The sequence below is a fragment of the Bradyrhizobium pachyrhizi genome, assembly GCF_029714545.1.
Taxonomy (GTDB): Bacteria; Pseudomonadota; Alphaproteobacteria; order Rhizobiales; family Xanthobacteraceae; genus Bradyrhizobium; species Bradyrhizobium pachyrhizi.
This window is the reverse complement of the sequence record NZ_CP121667.1, coordinates 2,053,095-2,071,698: the sequence shown is the minus strand read 5'-3', so window position 1 is coordinate 2,071,698 and position 18,604 is coordinate 2,053,095. Positions and strand designations below refer to the sequence as shown.

At 59.0% G+C, this 18,604-nt stretch carries 21 protein-coding genes and 4 pseudogenes; 12 read left to right on the top strand and 13 right to left on the bottom strand.

Annotation, left to right across the window (positions count from 1 at the left end; translation table 11 throughout):
- Window positions 1–7: 7 nt before the first annotated feature.
- Window positions 8–743 (bottom strand): annotated as a pseudogene (locus tag QA639_RS09500) (IS5 family transposase); the annotation flags it as partial.
- A 200-nt stretch (window positions 744–943) separates the two neighbouring features.
- Between QA639_RS09500 and QA639_RS09495 the strand changes: the two are divergent.
- Window positions 944–2,383 carry an IS1182 family transposase gene (locus QA639_RS09495; protein ID WP_283089412.1) on the top strand — a complete coding sequence of 480 codons (1,440 nt, stop codon included), beginning with the start codon at window positions 944–946 and terminating at the stop codon, window positions 2,381–2,383.
- Window positions 2,384–2,544: 161 nt separating this feature from the next.
- On the opposite strand, the gene QA639_RS09490 is transcribed toward QA639_RS09495, so the two are convergent.
- Window positions 2,545–3,228 carry a TetR/AcrR family transcriptional regulator gene (locus tag QA639_RS09490; RefSeq protein ID WP_283089636.1) on the bottom strand — a complete coding sequence of 228 codons (684 nt, stop codon included), beginning with the start codon at window positions 3,226–3,228 and terminating at the stop codon, window positions 2,545–2,547.
- A gap of 116 nt (window positions 3,229–3,344) precedes the next feature.
- On the opposite strand from QA639_RS09490, the gene QA639_RS09485 reads away from it, so the two are divergent.
- From QA639_RS09485 to QA639_RS09450, 9 genes and pseudogenes are all read left to right on the top strand, one after another.
- Complete coding sequence (locus tag QA639_RS09485) at window positions 3,345–4,238, top strand: NAD(P)/FAD-dependent oxidoreductase (protein WP_283089635.1); 894 nt, start codon at window positions 3,345–3,347, stop codon at window positions 4,236–4,238.
- Between the two features lie 21 nt (window positions 4,239–4,259).
- Complete coding sequence (locus QA639_RS09480; protein ID WP_283089634.1) at window positions 4,260–4,733, top strand: methyltransferase family protein; 474 nt, start codon at window positions 4,260–4,262, stop codon at window positions 4,731–4,733.
- Between the two features lie 144 nt (window positions 4,734–4,877).
- A complete protein-coding gene (locus QA639_RS09475; protein ID WP_283089633.1) occupies window positions 4,878–5,336 on the top strand; it encodes a nuclear transport factor 2 family protein in 459 nt (152 codons plus the stop codon).
- 16 nt (window positions 5,337–5,352) lie between these two features.
- Window positions 5,353–5,526 (top strand): annotated as a pseudogene (locus QA639_RS09470) (SDR family NAD(P)-dependent oxidoreductase); the annotation flags it as partial.
- A 330-nt stretch (window positions 5,527–5,856) separates the two neighbouring features.
- Window positions 5,857–6,123: a TubC N-terminal docking domain-related protein gene (locus QA639_RS41865; RefSeq protein WP_428841148.1), complete on the top strand. Its 267-nt coding sequence runs from the start codon at window positions 5,857–5,859 to the stop codon at window positions 6,121–6,123.
- A 448-nt stretch (window positions 6,124–6,571) separates the two neighbouring features.
- Window positions 6,572–6,949, top strand: a complete 378-nt coding sequence (locus tag QA639_RS09465; protein WP_283089632.1) for a hypothetical protein — start codon at window positions 6,572–6,574, stop codon at window positions 6,947–6,949.
- 88 nt (window positions 6,950–7,037) lie between these two features.
- A complete protein-coding gene (locus QA639_RS09460) occupies window positions 7,038–7,214 on the top strand; it encodes a hypothetical protein (protein WP_160321698.1) in 177 nt (58 codons plus the stop codon).
- 295 nt (window positions 7,215–7,509) lie between these two features.
- Window positions 7,510–7,677 (top strand): hypothetical protein, encoded by a 168-nt coding sequence (locus QA639_RS09455; RefSeq protein ID WP_160321699.1) that lies wholly within the window; start codon window positions 7,510–7,512, stop codon window positions 7,675–7,677.
- A gap of 1,004 nt (window positions 7,678–8,681) precedes the next feature.
- The gene (locus tag QA639_RS09450) at window positions 8,682–9,242 is read left to right on the top strand and encodes a DUF4142 domain-containing protein (RefSeq protein WP_283089631.1); all 561 of its coding nucleotides are present in this window, start codon (window positions 8,682–8,684) and stop codon (window positions 9,240–9,242) included.
- 391 nt (window positions 9,243–9,633) lie between these two features.
- Here QA639_RS09450 and QA639_RS09445 read toward each other — a convergent pair whose 3' ends face one another.
- The 3 genes and pseudogenes from QA639_RS09445 to QA639_RS09435 all read right to left on the bottom strand — a co-directional run bounded on the left by QA639_RS09445 (window position 9,634) and on the right by QA639_RS09435 (window position 12,553).
- Window positions 9,634–10,128 carry a YciE/YciF ferroxidase family protein gene (locus QA639_RS09445; protein WP_283089630.1) on the bottom strand — a complete coding sequence of 165 codons (495 nt, stop codon included), beginning with the start codon at window positions 10,126–10,128 and terminating at the stop codon, window positions 9,634–9,636.
- Window positions 10,129–10,340: 212 nt separating this feature from the next.
- Window positions 10,341–11,887 (bottom strand): annotated as a pseudogene (locus QA639_RS09440) (FAD-dependent oxidoreductase).
- Between the two features lie 273 nt (window positions 11,888–12,160).
- Complete coding sequence (locus QA639_RS09435) at window positions 12,161–12,553, bottom strand: alpha-amylase family glycosyl hydrolase (RefSeq protein WP_244481709.1); 393 nt, start codon at window positions 12,551–12,553, stop codon at window positions 12,161–12,163.
- Between the two features lie 161 nt (window positions 12,554–12,714).
- Here QA639_RS09435 and QA639_RS09430 point away from each other — a divergent pair, with 161 nt between their 5' ends.
- On the top strand, window positions 12,715–13,089 hold the full coding sequence (locus tag QA639_RS09430) for a hypothetical protein (RefSeq protein ID WP_283089629.1): 375 nt from the start codon (window positions 12,715–12,717) through the stop codon (window positions 13,087–13,089).
- On the opposite strand, the pseudogene QA639_RS09425 reads toward QA639_RS09430, so the two are convergent.
- Window positions 13,033–13,464: pseudogene (locus QA639_RS09425) on the bottom strand (alpha-amylase family glycosyl hydrolase). The gene QA639_RS09430 and the pseudogene QA639_RS09425 overlap by 57 nt on opposite strands.
- 540 nt (window positions 13,465–14,004) lie before the next feature.
- Between QA639_RS09425 and QA639_RS09420 the strand changes: the two are divergent.
- Entirely contained in the window at window positions 14,005–14,229 is a 225-nt protein-coding gene (locus tag QA639_RS09420) for a hypothetical protein (protein ID WP_283089628.1), read from the top strand.
- 66 nt (window positions 14,230–14,295) lie between these two features.
- On the opposite strand, the gene QA639_RS09415 is transcribed toward QA639_RS09420, so the two are convergent.
- The 7 genes from QA639_RS09415 to QA639_RS09390 all read right to left on the bottom strand — a co-directional run bounded on the left by QA639_RS09415 (window position 14,296) and on the right by QA639_RS09390 (window position 18,577).
- A complete protein-coding gene (locus QA639_RS09415) occupies window positions 14,296–14,820 on the bottom strand; it encodes a DUF2269 family protein (RefSeq protein WP_283089627.1) in 525 nt (174 codons plus the stop codon).
- Window positions 14,820–15,095: a DoxX-like family protein gene (locus QA639_RS41730; RefSeq protein ID WP_346283721.1), complete on the bottom strand. Its 276-nt coding sequence runs from the start codon at window positions 15,093–15,095 to the stop codon at window positions 14,820–14,822. The genes QA639_RS09415 and QA639_RS41730 overlap by 1 nt, the downstream gene beginning before the upstream one ends.
- Before the next feature lie 352 nt (window positions 15,096–15,447).
- On the bottom strand, window positions 15,448–16,098 hold the full coding sequence (locus tag QA639_RS41725) for an NAD(P)H-binding protein (protein WP_346283720.1): 651 nt from the start codon (window positions 16,096–16,098) through the stop codon (window positions 15,448–15,450).
- 167 nt (window positions 16,099–16,265) lie between these two features.
- Complete coding sequence (locus QA639_RS09405) at window positions 16,266–16,673, bottom strand: hypothetical protein (protein WP_283089626.1); 408 nt, start codon at window positions 16,671–16,673, stop codon at window positions 16,266–16,268.
- A gap of 23 nt (window positions 16,674–16,696) precedes the next feature.
- Window positions 16,697–16,858, bottom strand: a complete 162-nt coding sequence (locus tag QA639_RS09400; RefSeq protein ID WP_080667266.1) for a DUF2934 domain-containing protein — start codon at window positions 16,856–16,858, stop codon at window positions 16,697–16,699.
- A gap of 333 nt (window positions 16,859–17,191) precedes the next feature.
- Entirely contained in the window at window positions 17,192–17,368 is a 177-nt protein-coding gene (locus QA639_RS09395) for a hypothetical protein (protein ID WP_283089625.1), read from the bottom strand.
- A 147-nt stretch (window positions 17,369–17,515) separates the two neighbouring features.
- On the bottom strand, window positions 17,516–18,577 hold the full coding sequence (locus QA639_RS09390) for an ROK family protein (protein WP_283089624.1): 1,062 nt from the start codon (window positions 18,575–18,577) through the stop codon (window positions 17,516–17,518).
- Window positions 18,578–18,604 lie beyond the last annotated feature (27 nt).

Below are 18,604 nucleotides of genomic sequence, written 5' to 3'. Positions count from 1 at the left end.
TAAGGCATAGCCATAGCCTGATCGACGCGAGTTGAACGAAGGCTAGGTAGTTGGCAGCGAGCCTGTCGTAGCGCGTCGCCACCCGACGACGTTGTTTGATCCTGTTGAAGAACCGCTCGACCTGGTTACGAGCGCGGTAGAGATAGGGGCTGAACAGATCGGATCGCTGCGATTGCTTTTCGGCGGGATGTTGACCCACGCGCCCTTCTTCATGGCAAGGTCCCTGATCCAATCGGCGTCATAGCCACGGTCGGCAAGCAACATTGACCCGACTTTCAGACGAGACAGCAGTTTCCTGGCAAGCCGCACGTCGTGGGCCTCACCGGGGCTCAGCGCCAGCCGCACCGGCAGACCATTGCTATCGACCACCGCATGAATTTTGCTCGTCAAGCCGCCGCGTGACCTACCCATCGATTGGCGCTGGTTTCGTGTGATGCAGGCTCCATGCTGATGCACGCGGACAATGGATGTGTCGATCAGCTGGACTGCGGAGTCGTGGGCGGCGGCAAGTGCGTCGATAATGCGGCCCCAGACACCAGCCCGCCGCCAGCGACGAAACGGTTATAACAGGTCGTGTAGGGGCCAAAATGATCCGGCAGATCACGCCAAGGTGCCCCGGATCGAAGGACCCAGAAGATGCCGTTGAGGACACGTCGGTCGTTTACCCGAGGAACGCCACGCGGCTTGTTCGGCAGCATCGGCTTGATGGCGAGCCATTCATAGTCGGCGAGTTCGTAGCGCATGATTCGACCCCCAATTTGAAGTTTGAATCATGGGGTCGGTCCAAACGCAACGCTTCTGGCCCGGCCCAGGTTCGGCCGTTTCGTGGCAAAGCGGACGTCAACAAGCCGACAACCCTCGTTGAATGTGTCGAAAATGACCCTGGCTGTGTGAAAACGCTGCCCGCTGTTATGATTCTCCCGCGATTCTTCGGGGGGAATTGATGAAGCGCTTCGTTGCGGGGGCGGACCGCGGGCAGTCGACGCTACTGCCCGAATGCCTCGACGATTTCATTGACGAGAGCAACCCTGTTCGCGTGATCGACGTGTTTGTCGACACGCTCGATTTGGCCGAGATGAGCTTCGAAGGGGTGGAGCCGGCGACGACCGGTCGGCCGTCGTACCATCCCTCGGCTCTCCTGAAGCTTTATATTTATGGCTATCTGAACCGGGTGCAGTCGAGCCGACGGCTGGAGCGAGAGGCCGGACGCAATGTCGAGGTCATGTGGCTGCTGGGTCGGCTCGCTCCCGATCACAAGACGATCGCGGACTTCCGCAAGGACAATGACCTGGCGCTACGCAAGGTCTGTGCGCGCTTCGTCGAACTCTGCCGTGAGATGGGCCTTCTCGCGACGGCGAGCGTCGCCATCGATGGCAGCAAGTTCAAAGCCGTGAACAACCGGGACAAGAACTTCACGCGGGCGAAGGTGCAACGGCGGCGTGCGCAGCTGGAGGAGAGCGTCTCGCGCTATCTGAGCCAACTTGACACGGCCGACCGACAGGAGCCGAGCGAGGCGCTGGCCGCGAAGGTGACGAGGCTCAGCGAGAAGCTGACCAAGCTGAAGGAGGAAATGGGCAAGCTTGCCGTCTACGAGAAGCAGATGCTGGCTTCGCCCGACCAGCAAATCTCCTTGACCGATCCAGACAGCCGTTCGATGGCGACAAGTGGCCGCGGTTCCGGCGTCGTCGGCTACAACGTGCAGGTTGCCGTCGATACCGAGCATCATCTGATTGTGGCACATGAGGTCACGAACAGCGGCTCAGATCGGGCCCAACTAGCCAGCATGGCCAAGCAGGCGAAGGCCGTTCTAAAGACCGAGACGCTCGAGGCCGTGGCCGATCGCGGCTACTTCAGCAGCCTGGAGATCCTCGCGTGCCACGAGGCCGGCGTCACGGTAACTCTGCCCAAGCCGCAAACGTCGGGCGCCAAGTCAGATGGGCGTTTCGGCAAGCAGGACTTTGTCTATTTGCCGGAGGAAGACGCCTATCGCTGTCCGGCTGGGGAGCAACTGCCATATCGCTTCACGAGCGAGGAAGATGGCAAGGAGATAAGGCGCTACTGGACCACAGCCTGTCAGAACTGTTCGCTCAAATCCCAGTGCACGACAGGGCCAGAGCGGCGGATTCCACGATGGGAGCAAGAGCATCTGCTCGAAGCTGTGCAGCAGCGCCTTGATGCAAATCCACAGGCCATGCGCCAGCGTCGAGAAACAGTCGAGCATCCGTTCGGCACGATGAAGGCCCGCATGGGAGCGACGCACTTCCTCACCAAAACCCTTCCGAAGGTCGCCGCCGAGATGGCACTCTCCGTCCTGGCCTACAACCTCACACGGGTCATGAACATCATCGGAACCAAGCCGCTGATCGCGGCGATCGCCGCCTGAGACACCCTCGGCTCTTGGCTCTCAGAACCGACCTCTCTTGAGACCGTTTTTACACGGCCAAGACCCAAAGGGGACGTTAGTCGGACCGTGCGGCCGACTGGTCAATTTTCGTGATTGGCTGGCCGGCCTTTGACCTGCTGGCCGACTCGGTCACGTACGATTCAAATTTTGTTTTTTGACCTTTGGGCCGGCAAATATCCGCCCACGTGGTCGTTGCCACCGTGCGCGGCGATGAACATGGCGACGGCCGACCGGCAATAGGATTCAATTTCGTTGTCGTCCTCTGCTCTCGCCTGATCGAAGCGTGCGATCATCAGGAGATCGGATCCTTTGAAAAGCGCAGCAAACAAGCGGGCCGACCGGAGAGGATCGGGCACGTTCAGAGCCGCCTTAGCATGCAACTGACGCAACAGGGCCTCGATTTCGGCGATGACATGGGCGGGGCCGGCTTCGAAATGGAGCTTGCTTAACGAGTTTTGACTCGTCTTGTCGGCCATGACCATGGCTTCGAGACTGCGGACGTCTGATCTCAACAGCGTGCGAAGCAGTGATGATCCCACTGCCATGAGCTGATCTTCGACCGAGCCGTCGACGCCTTCAAGAAGGGCCTGTGGTGCAAACAACTGATGGCAGCCGGCCGCCATGGCCGCGCCGAATAGCGCCTCCTTGTTCTCGAAGTGTCTGTAGATGCTGAGCTTAGATATCTTCGCTCGCTGGGCGACCTTGTCCAATGTCGTCGCTTGAAAACCCAACTCCACAAAGAGTTCGCGCGCGGCGTCGACGATCGTTTGGCCAAGCGCCTCGTTGGCGGGTCGGCCGCGCCGGCCCTGGCTGTTTTCGGTCACGACAATTCCAGTACTTGACAGTATTCTAATTCATGAATTACGATACCACGCAGTTTCTGAAATATGCAAGCCAAAGGGGGAGGTTTCAACCTGTCCTCCAAATGGAGCCCATCACCATGGATGACGTCATCATCATCGGCGGCAGCTTTGCCGGTCTCGCCGGCGCCCTGCAGCTCGGCCGTGCCCGCCGCAAGGTCACGGTTCTCGATACCGGTCTGCCGCGCAACCGCTTCGCCGGCCACTCGCATGGCCTGCTCGGCCACGATCACAAGCCCCCGCTAGGCATCCTGGCCGAGGCGCGACGGCAGTTGGCGCGTTATCCCACGATCAAGCTGGTCAGTGCCCGGGCCGACAGTGTCTCCGGCGCCATCGACGATTTCAACGTCCTCACTTCCGATGGCGAAAGCTTTGGGGCGCGTCGTCTGATCCTGAGCTATGGCGTCGCCGACCAGATGCCTGATGTTCCGGGCTACGCCGAAACCTGGGGCACGTCCATCGTGCCCTGCCCGTATTGCGACGGCTTTGAAGTCGCCGGCCAGCATTGGGGCCTCGTCTGGTCCGGCCCGCAGTCGCACAATCAGGTCAGGCTGTTCCACGATTGGACCGACAAGTTGACGCTCTTCGCTGATGGTCACGACATTCCGCCCGATGTCCAGGCCGATCTGGCGCGCCGCAGCGTACCTGCCGTCGTTGGCCGAATCATCGAGATCGCCCATCATGAGGGCCATATCACCACCGTCAATGTCGATACCGGCCGCAATGTCGCGGTCGACATCCTGTTCGCCAGTCCTCGCAACAAGCCGTCCGCAAGCCTACATGAATCGCTGGGCCTTGCCACCGTGGCTACGCCCGCCGGCATCGTCCTCAAGGTCGACGAGCGCCGCGAAACCAGCACGCCTGGCATCTACGCCGCCGGCGACCTCACCACGCCCTTCTTGCCCTCGGTCACCCAGGCATCATCGCAGGGTGCGATGGCGGGTATCTTCGCCCAGCAGTCGATGGTGGTTTGAGAGCACAGATTGGAGATGAGCATGGCGGTCGAACCGGACAGCGCGGATGTGCGCTTCCCTCCGCCCTTCGTCTATCTGGGAGCGCTGCTGTTGGGGCTGGCGGCGGAGCGGTTCGTCATCCTCCGCTCTTTCGGCATCGACTGGCGGTTGCTGGTCGCGACGGGCGCGCTGCTGTTCGTTGCCGGCGCGGCGATGGTGCTTGCGGCGGCGGGGCTGTTCCGGCGGCTGGGCACCAACGTTCCGCCGTCGCAGCCAACGACCATCATCGCAACGACCGGCCCTTATCGGTGGACCCGCAATCCCATGTATCTCGGCATGGCGCTTATCTATGCCGGCCTTGCGATCGGCTTCGACGGGCCGATCGCCTTCGCCTTGCTCCCGTTGGTGCTGATCGCGATCCAGGCGCAGGTGATCGCTCGCGAGGAGCGCTATCTCGAAGCGAAGTTCGGCGACGACTACCGCCGCTACAAGGCCGAGGTTCGCCGCTGGCTCTGACTATTGCGCCGCTGCCGTCTGCGTGGCCACCCGTCAGCCAGCTTTTCCTACAGATCGCCGTCGTTACCCGGAGCAGCTTTCAGTATCTGGAAAGTATCCATCCGTTTTGCAGAGCCGTCGGCCATCCAACAACAGGGGGCATCAATGGTCTACAGTCTAATTGTCAAAAAAGAGATCCGCAGGAGCTTCGATCATGTCAACAACCAGCGTTGGGATGATGCTGCACAGGGCCTTACACCAAACGCGTATCACTGGGTTGCCGGAGATCATGCGCTGGGGGGTGAGCGACATGGAAAGCAATCGGTGAAGCAGTGGTTCGAGCGCATGGGCCGTGTTTTCCCGAAGCTTCACATAGATATTGAGCAGGTCGAGGTGACGGGTTGGCCATGGAATACCACAGTGTTCGTCAAGTGGCGGGCCAACGCGAGGCTACTTGACGGCCAAAGCTCGTATGTGAACAGGGGCGTCCACGTCTTCAAGTTGCGATGGGGCAAGGTTTATTCGATTGAGGAATACTTCGACTCGCAGGCTGCAGAACGAAGCCTCGCTATCCAAGCTCGTGCCGGTTTGGATGAAGCTACGGCTGGACCAATCGTGAGCTAACGCGGATCATTCGTGTGATGCCGCCATCAGCGCAACTGCCTCGCCCTTGCTGCGTCTTCTCACGATGAAGCCGCGTCCGGTCGCCGCGAGCGGTATCGCGGCGCTCTCAAAAGGAAGGGCGGTGGTGGTCGCGGGCCTGGCGAACAAGATGGCCGCCTTCTCGAACCGCCTGACGCCTCGATCAATGCGCCCGATCTGCGCGCTCTCTCTGGCCTCGCCCTCATCGCCATTGCCGCAACTCAATTTGACAGGCACCAGCTCTTTCCCGGCTGGCGCGCCATTTTCCCGGCAGTTGGCGCCCGTGCTGCTGATTTCGGCCGGGCCGACCGCCTTCGTTATCCACCAAGAGAGCGGGAGCTACGTGCGGATAACGCAGGCGGACAAAAACCCGCTCGCGTAGAACGGCACCCTCCTTTGGGTTATATTGCGACCCTCTTGATCATGAACCCTTCGCCGAGAGAAAGCTTGGGATAGCGTCTGCCCGGCTCAGGTCGGGCTATCCCAAGGCCAGGCACCTGACATGGAAACAGCCAGGCTTTTATCGATTCTCCGCGAGCGGAACGTCAGAGTATGGATCGAAGGGGAGCGCCTTAAGTGCAGCGCCCCGCTGGCGCGCTTGACGCAGAGTTACGCGCGGCACTGGCCGACCGAAAGCAAGATCTGCTCGCCTGCTTGCGGCAGGCGGAGACGCCGAAGAGCGGTCCGGCCGATTCCCTGCCCATCGAGCGCGAGGATGGGACAGGAGCGCTCCTGCCGACAATTTCCAAGGAGGTTCCGTTGCCGATAATCCCGGCACAGCGCGAATGCATGAGCCGTTTCGTTAAGGTGGCGTGGTGAGTATGCGTCGATCTCGGATTGGCCGGGGTTGGAAGTCGCGGGCAACTGCCTGTTCTTCCGAGAGGACGGAAGTTGCAGCGTCATCGCCGATCACGATGCCTACGGGTCCCCTGCTGTACCATCGCCGAACGGCGCGTAGCGTATGCTATCGAGCACCGCCGCTGAAACCGTCGAATGACCCCAACGATGGGATGTTCGATGAGCGTGACGTCTCCGACAGTCCCTATGGACAAAAAGTACCTGTGCCCGGTTTGCGGTGATGTTGCGGTGACCGTTTCTGCTCAGGGGGCCGCGTTTGCGTCTCGTGCGATATCTGACCTCACCTGCCCCAACGGACATAGATTTAGAATCAGACCAGAGAGGAAGGTCGTGGTTACCCGAAGCTCGAGAACAGGCCGATGGTAGACCTCACTGCAGAAACGGCGCGACTGATGAAGGTCACTGAATCGATCGTTGCTGAGCTGGATCGACAAGGTGTCGCCGAAGGAGTCGCCGACCTGGGCTTCGATCCCCTTGAGGTGGCCCACATCGTCATCCGCGCAGCAGACGTAGACCTGGTGCCCGTTTCGAAAGATGCGGACCTGATGCACCTGACAGACAGCCCAGCTGAAACTGCACGCCTGACGAAGGTCGCCGAGGCGATCGTCCACGAAATGAACCGTCAGGGCGTGGCGGACAGGTTCGAAGACCAAGATTTTGCCGTCATGGAGCTGGCCCGGGTGGTGATCCGCGCCGCGGATGGCGAGGTAGTGCCGTTTCGTCGGCCGTATTCCTAATGGAATTGTTTCTCCGCCCCACCGGGCGATCGGCCGGATCAGGCTGGCAACCGAGCGCAGCCCGCCCTTCTGGACCTATAGCATCGCGGTGCCGCTGCCCGTGCCGCCCTACGCGACCGGCGGGCCCGATCTGGAGAGCGCCAAAGCCGCGTTCCGGACGGCTTGGGAGCGGTTCTATTCCGGCCTGAGCCCGAAGAGCATCGAGCACTGGCACCAAAACCAGGACGCGGCGAAAGAGCGCTTCGGGCGCAACAAGGATCGATAGTTCATTTGGGTCACGCGCTCTTGGCGCAACTTATGCTATAAGTCTCTTAGCCAAAGCTGAGTTGCCGACCGCACAGGGGCACGCCATGGCTGAAATCTTATATCGTTCGGGCATCATCGTCTTGGGCCTAAACCCTATCGCAATCGCTGTAATTTGTAGTGTTTATGTGAAGCTGCCTCGATCAGCGGACTAAACATACAGGCGATGAAATACATCGGCGACCGCCCCTACTCCAACCCCCGAGAAGGCCGCCCGCAGGATCATGGAGCACGCGCGGCTTTCGAGCCCGTACAGGATGGCCGGATCTACAAAGATCAACTATCCGATGCTGTACCAGGACAAGGCGACGCCGGCTGAGTACTGGGCCGGCTTGGAGTACGCCAAGGATCAGGGCTGGCTCGAGTACCATGAGAGCGGGACGTTTGTGCGGATGCTGCAGCCGGGCAAAGACCTGTTCGCCTAACCGCGCCGACATGCCAACATAAAGAACGGCCCCAGCGAGGGGGTACACGCTGAGGCCAAGGCGGTTGGATCATCTATGAGATGACAGGCTCATCCGATCAACAGGGCGCCGACGCCTACGATGAGCGCTACGAACGATATCGCCGCCAACCCATGAAGCTGTATTCGACACCGTCATGATGAGTGAGCCTGAACATGCAAACAGGTTGCGCTCCGGTCTTGATCTCCGCATTTACTCAAGCGTGTCAGGAGCAGTGTCCCATTCCAGGTTGCAGCACTAGCTTATGTGAAGATTTTTGAAACGATTCCCTCGATGCCGCTTTTATTGCTTATGCAACAGGCGACCGAGGTTCATCTAGTCCGCGTGACGATCGATGACGGCGGGTCCAAATCTGGCTCGCTGCGACCTCACGCGCTAGCGACAGCTACCCCCTGAGCATATTCCGACGCTGAATATGACGACTGGGGAAGTGCGCCAGCACAAGCTGTCCTAATTTTCTCGCGCGCCTTAACTAGGACCACACCGGCTGGACGCGCGTCTTCATGCGCCATCTGGGTAGCGAGCGCCCTAAGCACTAGTTCGGCGGTCAGCGGCTCCTTATCCTCGCAAACGGCTCGTGCGATAGTCTCGATTTGCTCAGCCATGCGAGCCTGGATCGCCTCAATGCGCTGCGCGTGTTCCATTACGCGCCTCCCTTTTTGTGCAGGCGGGAGCGCGCTCGGTCTCTCAGCCACCAACGCCTACGGGCAGAGCCTGGCTGGTGATGGGAAATAACCTACACAGCAGGCCAACCAACGGGAGGAACTTTAGTCTGCCAGATCAACTTGCCGCAGGAGTAGGGATAGACGCGCGTGTAAGCGTTTTGCTTAGAATCAAAGATGCTATGGAAAAACAGAACTTCCCTGCCGCAGTGCGAACACCTCGGAAAGTTCTCTTTTCGCGCGTCATCACCTGGCGCTTCGCAAGGGCGTCAACTGAAAGACCGCAAGCTGATGGAGATACACATGAGACGAACCGTACTAGCAATCGCGTGCATTTTGCTGGCGACGCCGGGACTGGCGCAATCCGTCAGCGAGAAGGCCGGCATCAATTCCGTGCTCGGGGTCAGCCCCTCGACGGTGGATTTTGTCAAGCAGGTCGCGATATCGGATATGTTTGAAATCGAATCCAGCAAACTCGCACAACAGAAGGGCAATGAGGCGGAGAAGACCTTCGCTTCCCAGATGGTAACGGACCACACCAAAACCAGCACTGAGTTGAAGGGATTGGTTTCCAGCGGCAAGGTGAAAGCCGAACTGCCCAGCACGCTCGATTCATCGCATCAAAGCAAGCTCGACAAGCTCAACGGTGCCAACGGTAACGACTTCAGCTCCGAGTTCAATTCGATGCAGGTCAGCGCTCATAAGGATGCCGTCGACCTGTTCGAGCGTTACGCAAAGGGCGGCGACAACGCAGACCTCAAGGGTTGGGCCGGTAAGACCCTGCGCGCGCTGAAGCATCACCTTGAGATGGCGCAGGATCTCGACAAAAAGCCCGCCCCTACGGTCGGCGAGGGCAAGAAATAGCGGCAGAAGGGGACCGCTGTTCCGCAGCTCCCTCCCGGTTTTCTTGCCGATGCCGAGACGGCCGGTGACATTGTGAGGACTGAATACTCTAGGATTTGCGAGATCGTCGCTTGGCGGGGACAGCGGCGGCTCTCACCTTTTAGCGAGAGCTGCAACTGTATCGATGCCGCTATTTCGGCAGTGGCAAGCGCTAACATCAGCGGTTTGTTGCCCGCTTGCCCTTTGGCAAAGGTAACCAGCAGCGGTTGAAGAACTTCGGCCACTGCCAGCACCACGCCAAGCGGGTTCAATCGGGTTGGCGCCCCACAGAGAAGGACACGGCACAGCTATGCCGCCTCGACGACGCGTGCGCCACCTGGGCTGGCCCAGGAGCGGGCCAGCTGACTGGGGACTAAGCCGCCTTACGATTTATCGCGGCTTGCGCCAGCTTGTTTAGCACAGCGTCCGTTTTCTTTTCTTCCTCAAGCGTCTGCTCGAGGAGCTGGACTGCCTGCTTCATACCCAGCTGCTCAGCCCAGGCAATCAACGTGCCATAACGCGATATTTCGTAATGCTCAACCGCCTGAGCACCCGAGAGAAGGCCCGCATCCAACGCCGGAGAATCTTCGAAATCCTCCATCACTTCTTCGCCTTCCTCGACCAACCCGAGGATCGCCGGGCAGGTTTTGCCCTTGGGAGCCTGCTTCATCATCTTGAAAACTTGCTGCAGACGTTGAACTTGCCCCTCGGTTTCGCCGGCATGTTTTTCAAATGCAGCGCGCAGTTGGTCAGAACTCGCGGCCTTTGCCAATTTCGGCAACGCAACGAGTATCTTCCTTTCGGCGTAGTAGATGTCTTTGAGGGTCTCCAGGAAGAGGTCTTCAAGTGTCTTATTCTGGCCCGGCATGGATTCCTCCTTGTTTGTACACGAGCCAACAGCGCCTTTCGTCAAAGGTTCCGAGAGGCATGGTACTGCTAATCACTCACCAAAAGGCGGCACTAAAAAGGCCCCGTTTTTCGAGGGCCTTTCACTAAGGGGTTCATCCGCCCTTAGCACCAGAACAATGGTCGGAGACACCAGGCTTCCGCCACTAGAGTTCCTGCAGTGGCCGACCGGAGCTATTCCGCGGCCTGGTGGTGCGCCGGCTTCTCGAGCTCGGCAAGTGGAGATACTGCAGGTCCATTGAGCGCGGTGCCATCTGGTGCGAACTGCGATCCGTGACAGGGGCAATCCCAACATTGCTCCAGTGAATTCCAGTGCACAACGCACCCCAGATGCGTGCAGCTGGCGGAATGCAAGTGCAGCTGTCCTTTCTGGTCCCGGCATGCTGCGACTTTTTGCAATCCGCTACGCACCAAACAGCCCTCGCCAGAACGCAGCCGCTCGACGGAAGCGATTTCGCTCGCCGAAAGATACTCCGCGAAATTTTTCAACGGCGTGATGTTCTCGCTGATGTATTCACCGAGGGTTCTTGTAGATCTTCCGTGCCGGCGAGTAGACGTCCTCCCACGCATTGGAGCCGCTGGTGATCAGGTCCGCGATCAGGATGCCGGCGACAAGACCGTTGGGGATGCCTTGCCCGGAATCGCCGCTGACAATGAAAACATGCTCTTCGTCCGGCGAGCGGCCGATGAAGCCGACGAAATCTATCGGCTCCAGGACTTGTCCCGACCAGCGATGGGTTATCGCACCCAGGTCGGGCAATCGTTCGCGCGCCCAGTGCTCCAGGACCGCAAAGCGTTGCTCGCCGTCATCAGCCTCGCCGGCCTTGTGGTCTTCACCGCCGATGATCACGAGAACCTCATCGGTAGAGAGCGGCTGCAGGCGGACATAATGGTAGGGATCGAGCGTGTCCCAATAGAGCGCGTCGGCCAGCACGCCGCCCGGCAGCTTCCCCACGTTGACGTAAGTGCGATACGGCGCCTGTTTGGTGTGAATAGCGACTTCAAGATTGACCGGAGAGTTCGTCGCAACCACTACGTCGGTGGCCCGCACCTCGTGCCCGGACGAAACTTTCACCACGATATCGTCCAGCTTGCTCGATGCTCTCGACACAGCTGTCGGCGTAAAGTTTTGCGCCGGCGCGCTGCAGGGCGCTTGCAAGACCCGCGAGATATTTCATGGGATGAAAGCGCGCCTGCCCGGGGAAGCGCAACGAACGCACCATGCCATCGGAGTGAAACGGCGTCGGCGCCATGCGGTCCTCGACGGGAATTCCGAGCCGCTGGCAGCACTCGAGTTCCTCATCAAGCAGGGACCTCGGTGTCTCCGGTGCCGGGACCCAGAGACCGTCGATCCGGCAAAAATCGCAGTCGATGTTTTCGAGATCCTGGACTGCTTCGGCTCGGCTGATGGCGGCCATGACGCTCTGGTAATAGAGGCGCGCACATTCCTCGCCGCGCACGCTAACGAGTTCCTTGTAATAGTCGTCCAGCGCCGTAGCGAGATGCGCGGTCGTGCGCGCTGTCATGCCACTGCCGATGCTGCCGCGATCCAGCACGATCACGGAACGCCCGCGGCTAACAAGCTCATAGGCCACCGACAGCCCCGCAATGCCAGAACCGACCACAACCACGTCCGCCCGCTCGGATCCCGACAGGCTGGGAGCTTGGACTACCGGAACATCCATCCAGAGCGATTGCGTATATTCATCTCGCACGTTCATGACGCATCCTCTCAAAGAGGGCCAACGGGAGGGCGGAAAACGGGTTCCATTGGGAGGGTCGGCGGGATTGCACCACTTGGCCACAGCGGACAGCGTCTCCCCCGATCATATCTGTCCTCAGAACCTCTTTCACGACAGCATGCGGGGACGCCGCGAAAAGCGCTGAGGCGCATCTTCTGGTCGGTCCATGCATTGCCGGAATTTCAATTGCCTGACCGTCGGCTCCACGGCGGGCTCAACGACCTACTTTGACGATGACTCCTTGGTTCGGCTTCAGGTGGATCGGTCTCCCGCTACCTTCTCCTGCTTGCAGTCTAGCCCGGTAGATAACAATCGGACGCCGCAGCCTTCCCGCTCCCAAAGCCGTGGTTCTCCAACGAGGATTTCCGTATCGTTCATCCTGCGCCCGAACGAAAAGACGTCGTTCTTTGCGCGGCGTGGCAGATACTCTCCCTGCGACAGGCAAGGCTCCTCCCGACGCAATGCAATGAGTTCACGGTAGAGGTTCAAGAGCGAATTCCGATCGCTCTGTTGTCCTTTGATATTGCGGGTGCGATCCCGGCTTAACGGCAACCAGGGTTTGCCACCGGCAAATCCGCTTCCCTCCGTGTCATCCCGACGCAAGGGTGCCCGCTCGGGGTCGTGACCGAGGTCAAATCCCTTCATGAGCTTTTCGAAGGGGTCTTGGGTCCTCTCCTATGGAATCTGCACCTGCTCGGAGCCCATCTCATCCCCGGCGAGAAACGGCGTCCCTCTAATGGTCATTAACAGCATCGCAAGAATTGAGCCTGAGCCTGCCGCACCTTTCTGGCGACCCGGTGCTTGTCATGACCGCCGATCACGAAGGCCGGCCAGGCACCTTGCTGAAGCGCATTGAAATAGGCATCGATCGTAGCCTGAAGCGAGATCGCGCGCCATTCCGAGTCAAGCAGTGCGAAGTTCAATGGCAGGTGCAGGCGCGGCTTGCTGTTTCCGTAGAAATGGCCGATCCGATCCGTCTGCCCTGCAACTCGTCCAGAAACGCCCCTGATGTATTTGATGCAGTGCATCGCTTCCGGCCTGTCGTCCGTAAACACGAGCCTGCTGGCCTGAGGGGCGGCGTCTTGTCGTTGGCCTCCGGGTCAGGCGGATTGTCGCGCAGCAGGTCATCCGATCAACACAGCGCTGGCATCAACCCGGAAGCCATCGACACCGCGCTCTAACCAGAACCGCATCACAGCCGCGATCGCTTCCCGGAGCTCGGGGTTTCGCCAATTCAGGTCCGGCTGACTCGGCAGAAATGAATGGTAGTAGAACTGCCGGCGCTCCTCACACCACTCCCAAGCACTTCCTCCGAAGCGGCTAAGCCGGTTGCTCGGCGGACCACCGTGGGCACCGGGTTCCGCCCACAATTACCAATCCGCCTTCGGATTGTCGCGCGAGGCGCGGCTTTCTGCGAACCAGGCGTGCTGATCGGAGGTATGATTGGGGACAAGGTCGAGAATGAGCCGGATGCCCGAATCATGCAGGGCACGTAGCACGTTGTCGACATCTTCCAGCTTGCCGAAACGGGGATCACCCGAGCATAAATCGGCAATGTCATAGCCGAAGTCGTGATTGGGACTCTTGTAGGATAGCCGTCAGCCATACCGCGCCGATGCCAAGCCAAGTAGTCGACACGCTGCAGAAGGCCGACCAGGTCCCCTTGCTCGTCGCCGTTACTGTCCTGAAAAGACATCACGGCGATCTCGTACACGACCGCGTACGCCACCACGTTTCATTCGAAACAGGCGCGGATTCTTGGCGGCGCATCCCTACTCTCGCGGAAAGCAGACTCCTTGACGAGACCAGCAACGCACCCAATCTGGGCGGCTCTTCAATTTCCGGCGAGAGACGTTCGTTCCTAAGAGTACCGCGCAGCCAGCGCAGCTGGCTCTCGCATTGAACTTCCGTCCTTCGACTGCGGGAGCCGTTTTCTTGTAGCTGGGAGCGGCAGAAACGATGAACAGTTCGCTCCTATACGGCTGTGCCCTGTCGAATTAAAGGTCACATGAAGCACTGAAAGCCACCGGGGATCACACGCTGCCGCCGTTAGGAACGCATTTCCGTTGAACTGGTTGGCCAAGTGGGAGATCTCTATGTCCCTGAGCCGACAACGCAAGATCCATCAAAGTGAAAACGGCGATAGCTGGTGGCTTTGTCAGGACGGCAAGGGAGTATTCGTTTTACATGAAGCGAATGCACTTGCTGGGGGACACGTTACAAAAGTCGCACTTGCAGATTTTCTAGCCAACAATAAGGGTGCACCCGAGCACCAGGCGCTCCTGAAGATGATTGGCGAGCTAACAGGTATGCTCTCCTAGCACTCGACCATGCTCCGGCCTGCCTGCGCCTTGCCTCGGCGACCACTCCACTCTCGCGTGCCTACCCTACGCAACTGACTTGAGCGTCCAGGATAGCTCGGCAATCACTCCCACATCAAACAAAGCAAGTTGAGGTTTGGCTATCATCAGCCAGACTATAGCGGCCACGGCGATGAAAGCTGGAATGCCGAAGGCAAACCACAGCCAGAAAATCCGGTGATATTCAGGAGGCAAAGACGAGCCTTTTGTCGCCGCGATTGAGGCAAGATCCCTAAGGCGCATTTGCATCCAAACGACGGGCAACCAAAGTGCCCCCGTGATGACATACAGCACCATCGACCAAACGATCCATCCTTCCCAGAAGGAGTAGCCGACGTGCAACACAAGCAGCGAGCCTGTGATTCGCTGTGCAACGACGGCAGTGGCTGTGAAGATAAAGTCCGCAAACACAACGATTCGGGCAACGCCCGCGATAACGGAGGGTTTTCCGCCGAGGTGAGCTGCAAGCATGAAAAACGCTATGCCGGATCCTGTGCCAAGCAGGACCGCGGCGCCGACGACATGTAAGTATTTGAGAACGAAGTACAGCATTATCGATCATCAAGAACAGCAAGCCCTACGAAATGCAGGATGATAATCGGCCAGATTTTCAGCATCGGCCCCAGAGAATCGGCCCATAGGCGGGGCACAAGTATGGTCCCGATGATCGCGTAAGTGAAGGAGATAGCGATGGCTGCGTAGAGTCCGTACCGGCTGGTTGGCCGATAAGCAATGGCGAGTCCAATCACGAGGTCGGATAATGCGCCGGCGATCACCGTGAGCGCCGCGCTGGCTCCTTCGACGCCGCCCTCGCCCGTGAGACCCATATCGTAGCCCCAGCCCGGACACCAAGGGAGACAAAGGCGGTGGAGATCCAGAATAGAGACAACACAATAAATATTGCTGGCTTGAGCAAATACATCCGCGCAAACCAGCGTTCCTGCACTGAAGCTGGTTCGGAGGCGAAGAACTCCGGGAGGCCTCTTGGACGCAGCCCAAGCCGCTGCATGCCTTCAAGATCGCCAACCGCCCCTCGCCTGATCTCTCGCTCGGCAGTACTTCGTACCGGAGGCCGCCAGCCCAACAGCGAAATCGTGTCACCGAATTTGTACATTACGATCGAAACAAAGTTCGGCAAACGGATCTCGTGCGCTGGAGGCCAGCGGTACCAACCCCGGATCAATGCAATGACTTCGAGGAAAGAATGGCGATGCGGGCCGACCAGTTCGACAACTGTCCGTGTGGGCGCTCCGGACTGTAAAAATGCTGCACGGTTCGAACGACGTCCTCAAGCAGGACTATCTGGAGCTGTCCCGTATTCGGCATCACCGGCAGCATTGGGAGGGCCGCCAAGCCTCGCATGAGCGCGCTAGCCCCATAGGCCGCTCGACCGATTACGACGGACGGCCGCAAGATGATCCAATCGAGGTCACGCGCTATCAGAGCCTTGTCGCCAGATAACTTCGTTTCTGAAAACGCACTGGGGGTTTGCCGGTCTACGCCAATTGCGGAGAAATGGATGACGCGGCGGATTTTGAGTTGCTCGCAGGCGGCAAAAAGATTCGCAATCCCCCGATGATGGACCATCGACGTGGAATCTTTTGGGCTATCTTGGAGCACCCCGGCGCAATTCACTACGGCTTCTACGCCGTCGAGATGGGGCAGCCAGTAAGAGGGCGACGTTGCCTCGTTGAGATCGATCGAGACCGCGCCCGGACACCCGATTCCGGCGCTTCTACTCATCGAAACAATTGAATGGCCTTGCGAGGATAGGTCAGCCACAATAGCGGAACCCAACAGTCCTGTCGCTCCGATGACGGCAATCTTCATTGATGGTCCTCCGCGTTCGGAGTTAAGCCCTCTTCCGCGACCGTAAGCCTCGAACGAATTCCTCCATGTACGGAAGGACCTCAAACCGCAGGACTGCGAACAAGAACGTCGCCACGTATGCCCAAGGTAATGGCTCTCGCTTCAGAACGAGTTCGTAACGTGCGGGCTCAGATCCCAGCCCCCAAAGGCCGAGGAATTGTGGCCAGTTCAAGATAATGACGATAACCATCGCCATGAGAAATCAGCTCAAGAAAACTATGGACCTGCTGTTCGATCGGCGTGATGCGCCGCTTATGGCTGGCGAATGTTGTATCCCAGAGGGCTGTCAGCTGATGCGTAACAAAACCGACGATCATTACCGCAATAATGAGAGCGTTGATTTCCAAAAAAAATGCCGCCAGCAATGGTATCGCCAGTTCGATCAACATCAACAGATGAAGCAGGGTTTCCTTATAGCCGCTCGTCGTCTCAATCCGAGAAGCGCGATGGCAAAGGTAATCAGCAAAGCCGGCCAGTAACCAAAGAGGCAGCACAAAGTACAGCAATATGGTTTCGGCTGCTGCGGAATGAGACATCCGGTTAAGCGCTTCTTCTCTGTTTACAGGCTGTCTGGGGTGCGGAGGGGAGATGACTTGTCCTCGTTTCGCAACTCCTGCTCCGCCAACCGCCAGAATTCTTCCTCCCTGCCTTCGGGTTTGCCGCTTCGCTCCCATAGCTCATAGGCGCGCTTCTCAATTTCCTTTTCAGTCGGTTGGGTCACCACGTGCCTCCTTCAACTCTGTGGGATCGGGTGAGCGTCTGCGCCCTCTTCGTAGTTTGAGCCAGCGACGCCGTCTGCTACCGAACGCGTGCGTTCCGCCGAGCGCAAAATCCTTGCATCTCGTGATAAATCCGCGAAGTTCGCAGGGTTCCTTCGTTGAAACCTCGCTAACAAGCGGTAAGTCGACTTCTTTGAACCGAGCGCGAGATACTGATCGTCGCGGGTCCTCGCCGAGAGAAGGAACAGCCTGGCACTGCAAGATCGGCCGGGGTACTGGCCAGATCCAAACTTCCACGGTTTGCGTCAGGACATTTGCCCTATTTTGCCGCGGCCTTACTTGTCCTGACTCAGATCGGGCGCTGTCTGCTCCAAAACCCGCGTAGATTCAGCCAGCGTCATATAACTCCGGGCAAGCATTTCAAGTTGGTAGCGCGCGTGTATGTCGGCGGTGCTTGCAGCTGCTTTTCTGTAGTGCAGCGAGAGCTGAAGGTATTCGTCGACTGTTCTCATGGCGCTGGCACCGCATTCTGGCTGGTTTCAGGTCGCGCTTGCGCTTTCTCGGAGCGGAGAACAAGCTGCTCGTACTCAAGGGCAACCTTCAGCAGCTTAACCTTTGCTCGCCTGTTGGGGGCCTTCCGTAGCGTTCTCGCCATAGCTTCAGCGTTCGCGCCCATTTCGGTTTGTAAAGCGGGCGTTGCCGAGGCCGGTGCCGATCGTCAGTATGCCCCAACTCTTTACGTCCTGCATGAATGGGACCTCCGACAGTCCCTGCACAACGCCATCGTTGTGCATGATGACGACCGTGTCGTTCTCGCCGATCTTAGGGATCGCTTCGACGAGACTGGCCGGCAAATTGAACCTGCTGCTCTCCCAGTTTCCGGGCAGGTTCTGCGCGCCCTTCTCGATCGAGCCGTCACTCTTGATGACGCCGGGGCACGCGATGCCGATGAACGGCGCGAGCTTGAAACCCTCGTCTTCCGCCTTCGCGATCAGTCCTTTGAGCATCTTGACCAGCCGCTTCACGGCGTTCTCACGGGACGGCTCGTCGTCGGCATGCCGCCATAACTCGAACTTCCACACGCATGCCTTGGAGAGATCCGGCGCCTTCTTACGGCGTGTTTCCACGACGCCGCAGCGGATGTTCGTGCCTCCGATGTCAACGGCAAGGATGGAATCGTGAGCTTCGAAGATCCAGGAAGGAGCGAGATATAGTGCGCCGATAAGGCCCGCGTCATCTGGGTGACAATGGATCGGGAGCATCTCGAGCTTGAAGTTGTCGGCTTTGAGGAGGATTTCGGCGCGTGCGATGGCGAGTTCGCCAAGCCGGCTGTCCCGAAGCCCGCCACCCACGACGATGCGCTCGGTTTTGTCCCAGGCCCTGGTATTGAGGAAGCGGCGCGTTACCTGAGCGAGCTCCTGTGCGAAGTCCTCAACGGCGCTATGGACGACTACTGAGGCGTCAGGGTCGTCGCCGCCGAGGGCAGCGTCGAGCTCTTTCTTGCTGACGTCTTCAGAACGTTCCTTCCCGAATGGGTCTTCGCCGGATTTGCGCAACGGCTTTCGCCAGGTTTCGAGAGTTTCTCGAAAGGCCCCCTTGCTGGCGCGATCGCCTAAGAATTCTTCCTCATCTTTCAGTTCGAGGTTGAAGCTGTCGATCTCGACCCACGGGAGGCGAGAGGCGCCGTGAGCGGCGATGCCAGTGTTCTTTTCGTCCGCCATCCTGAGCCTTACAAGCCACGAGCAACT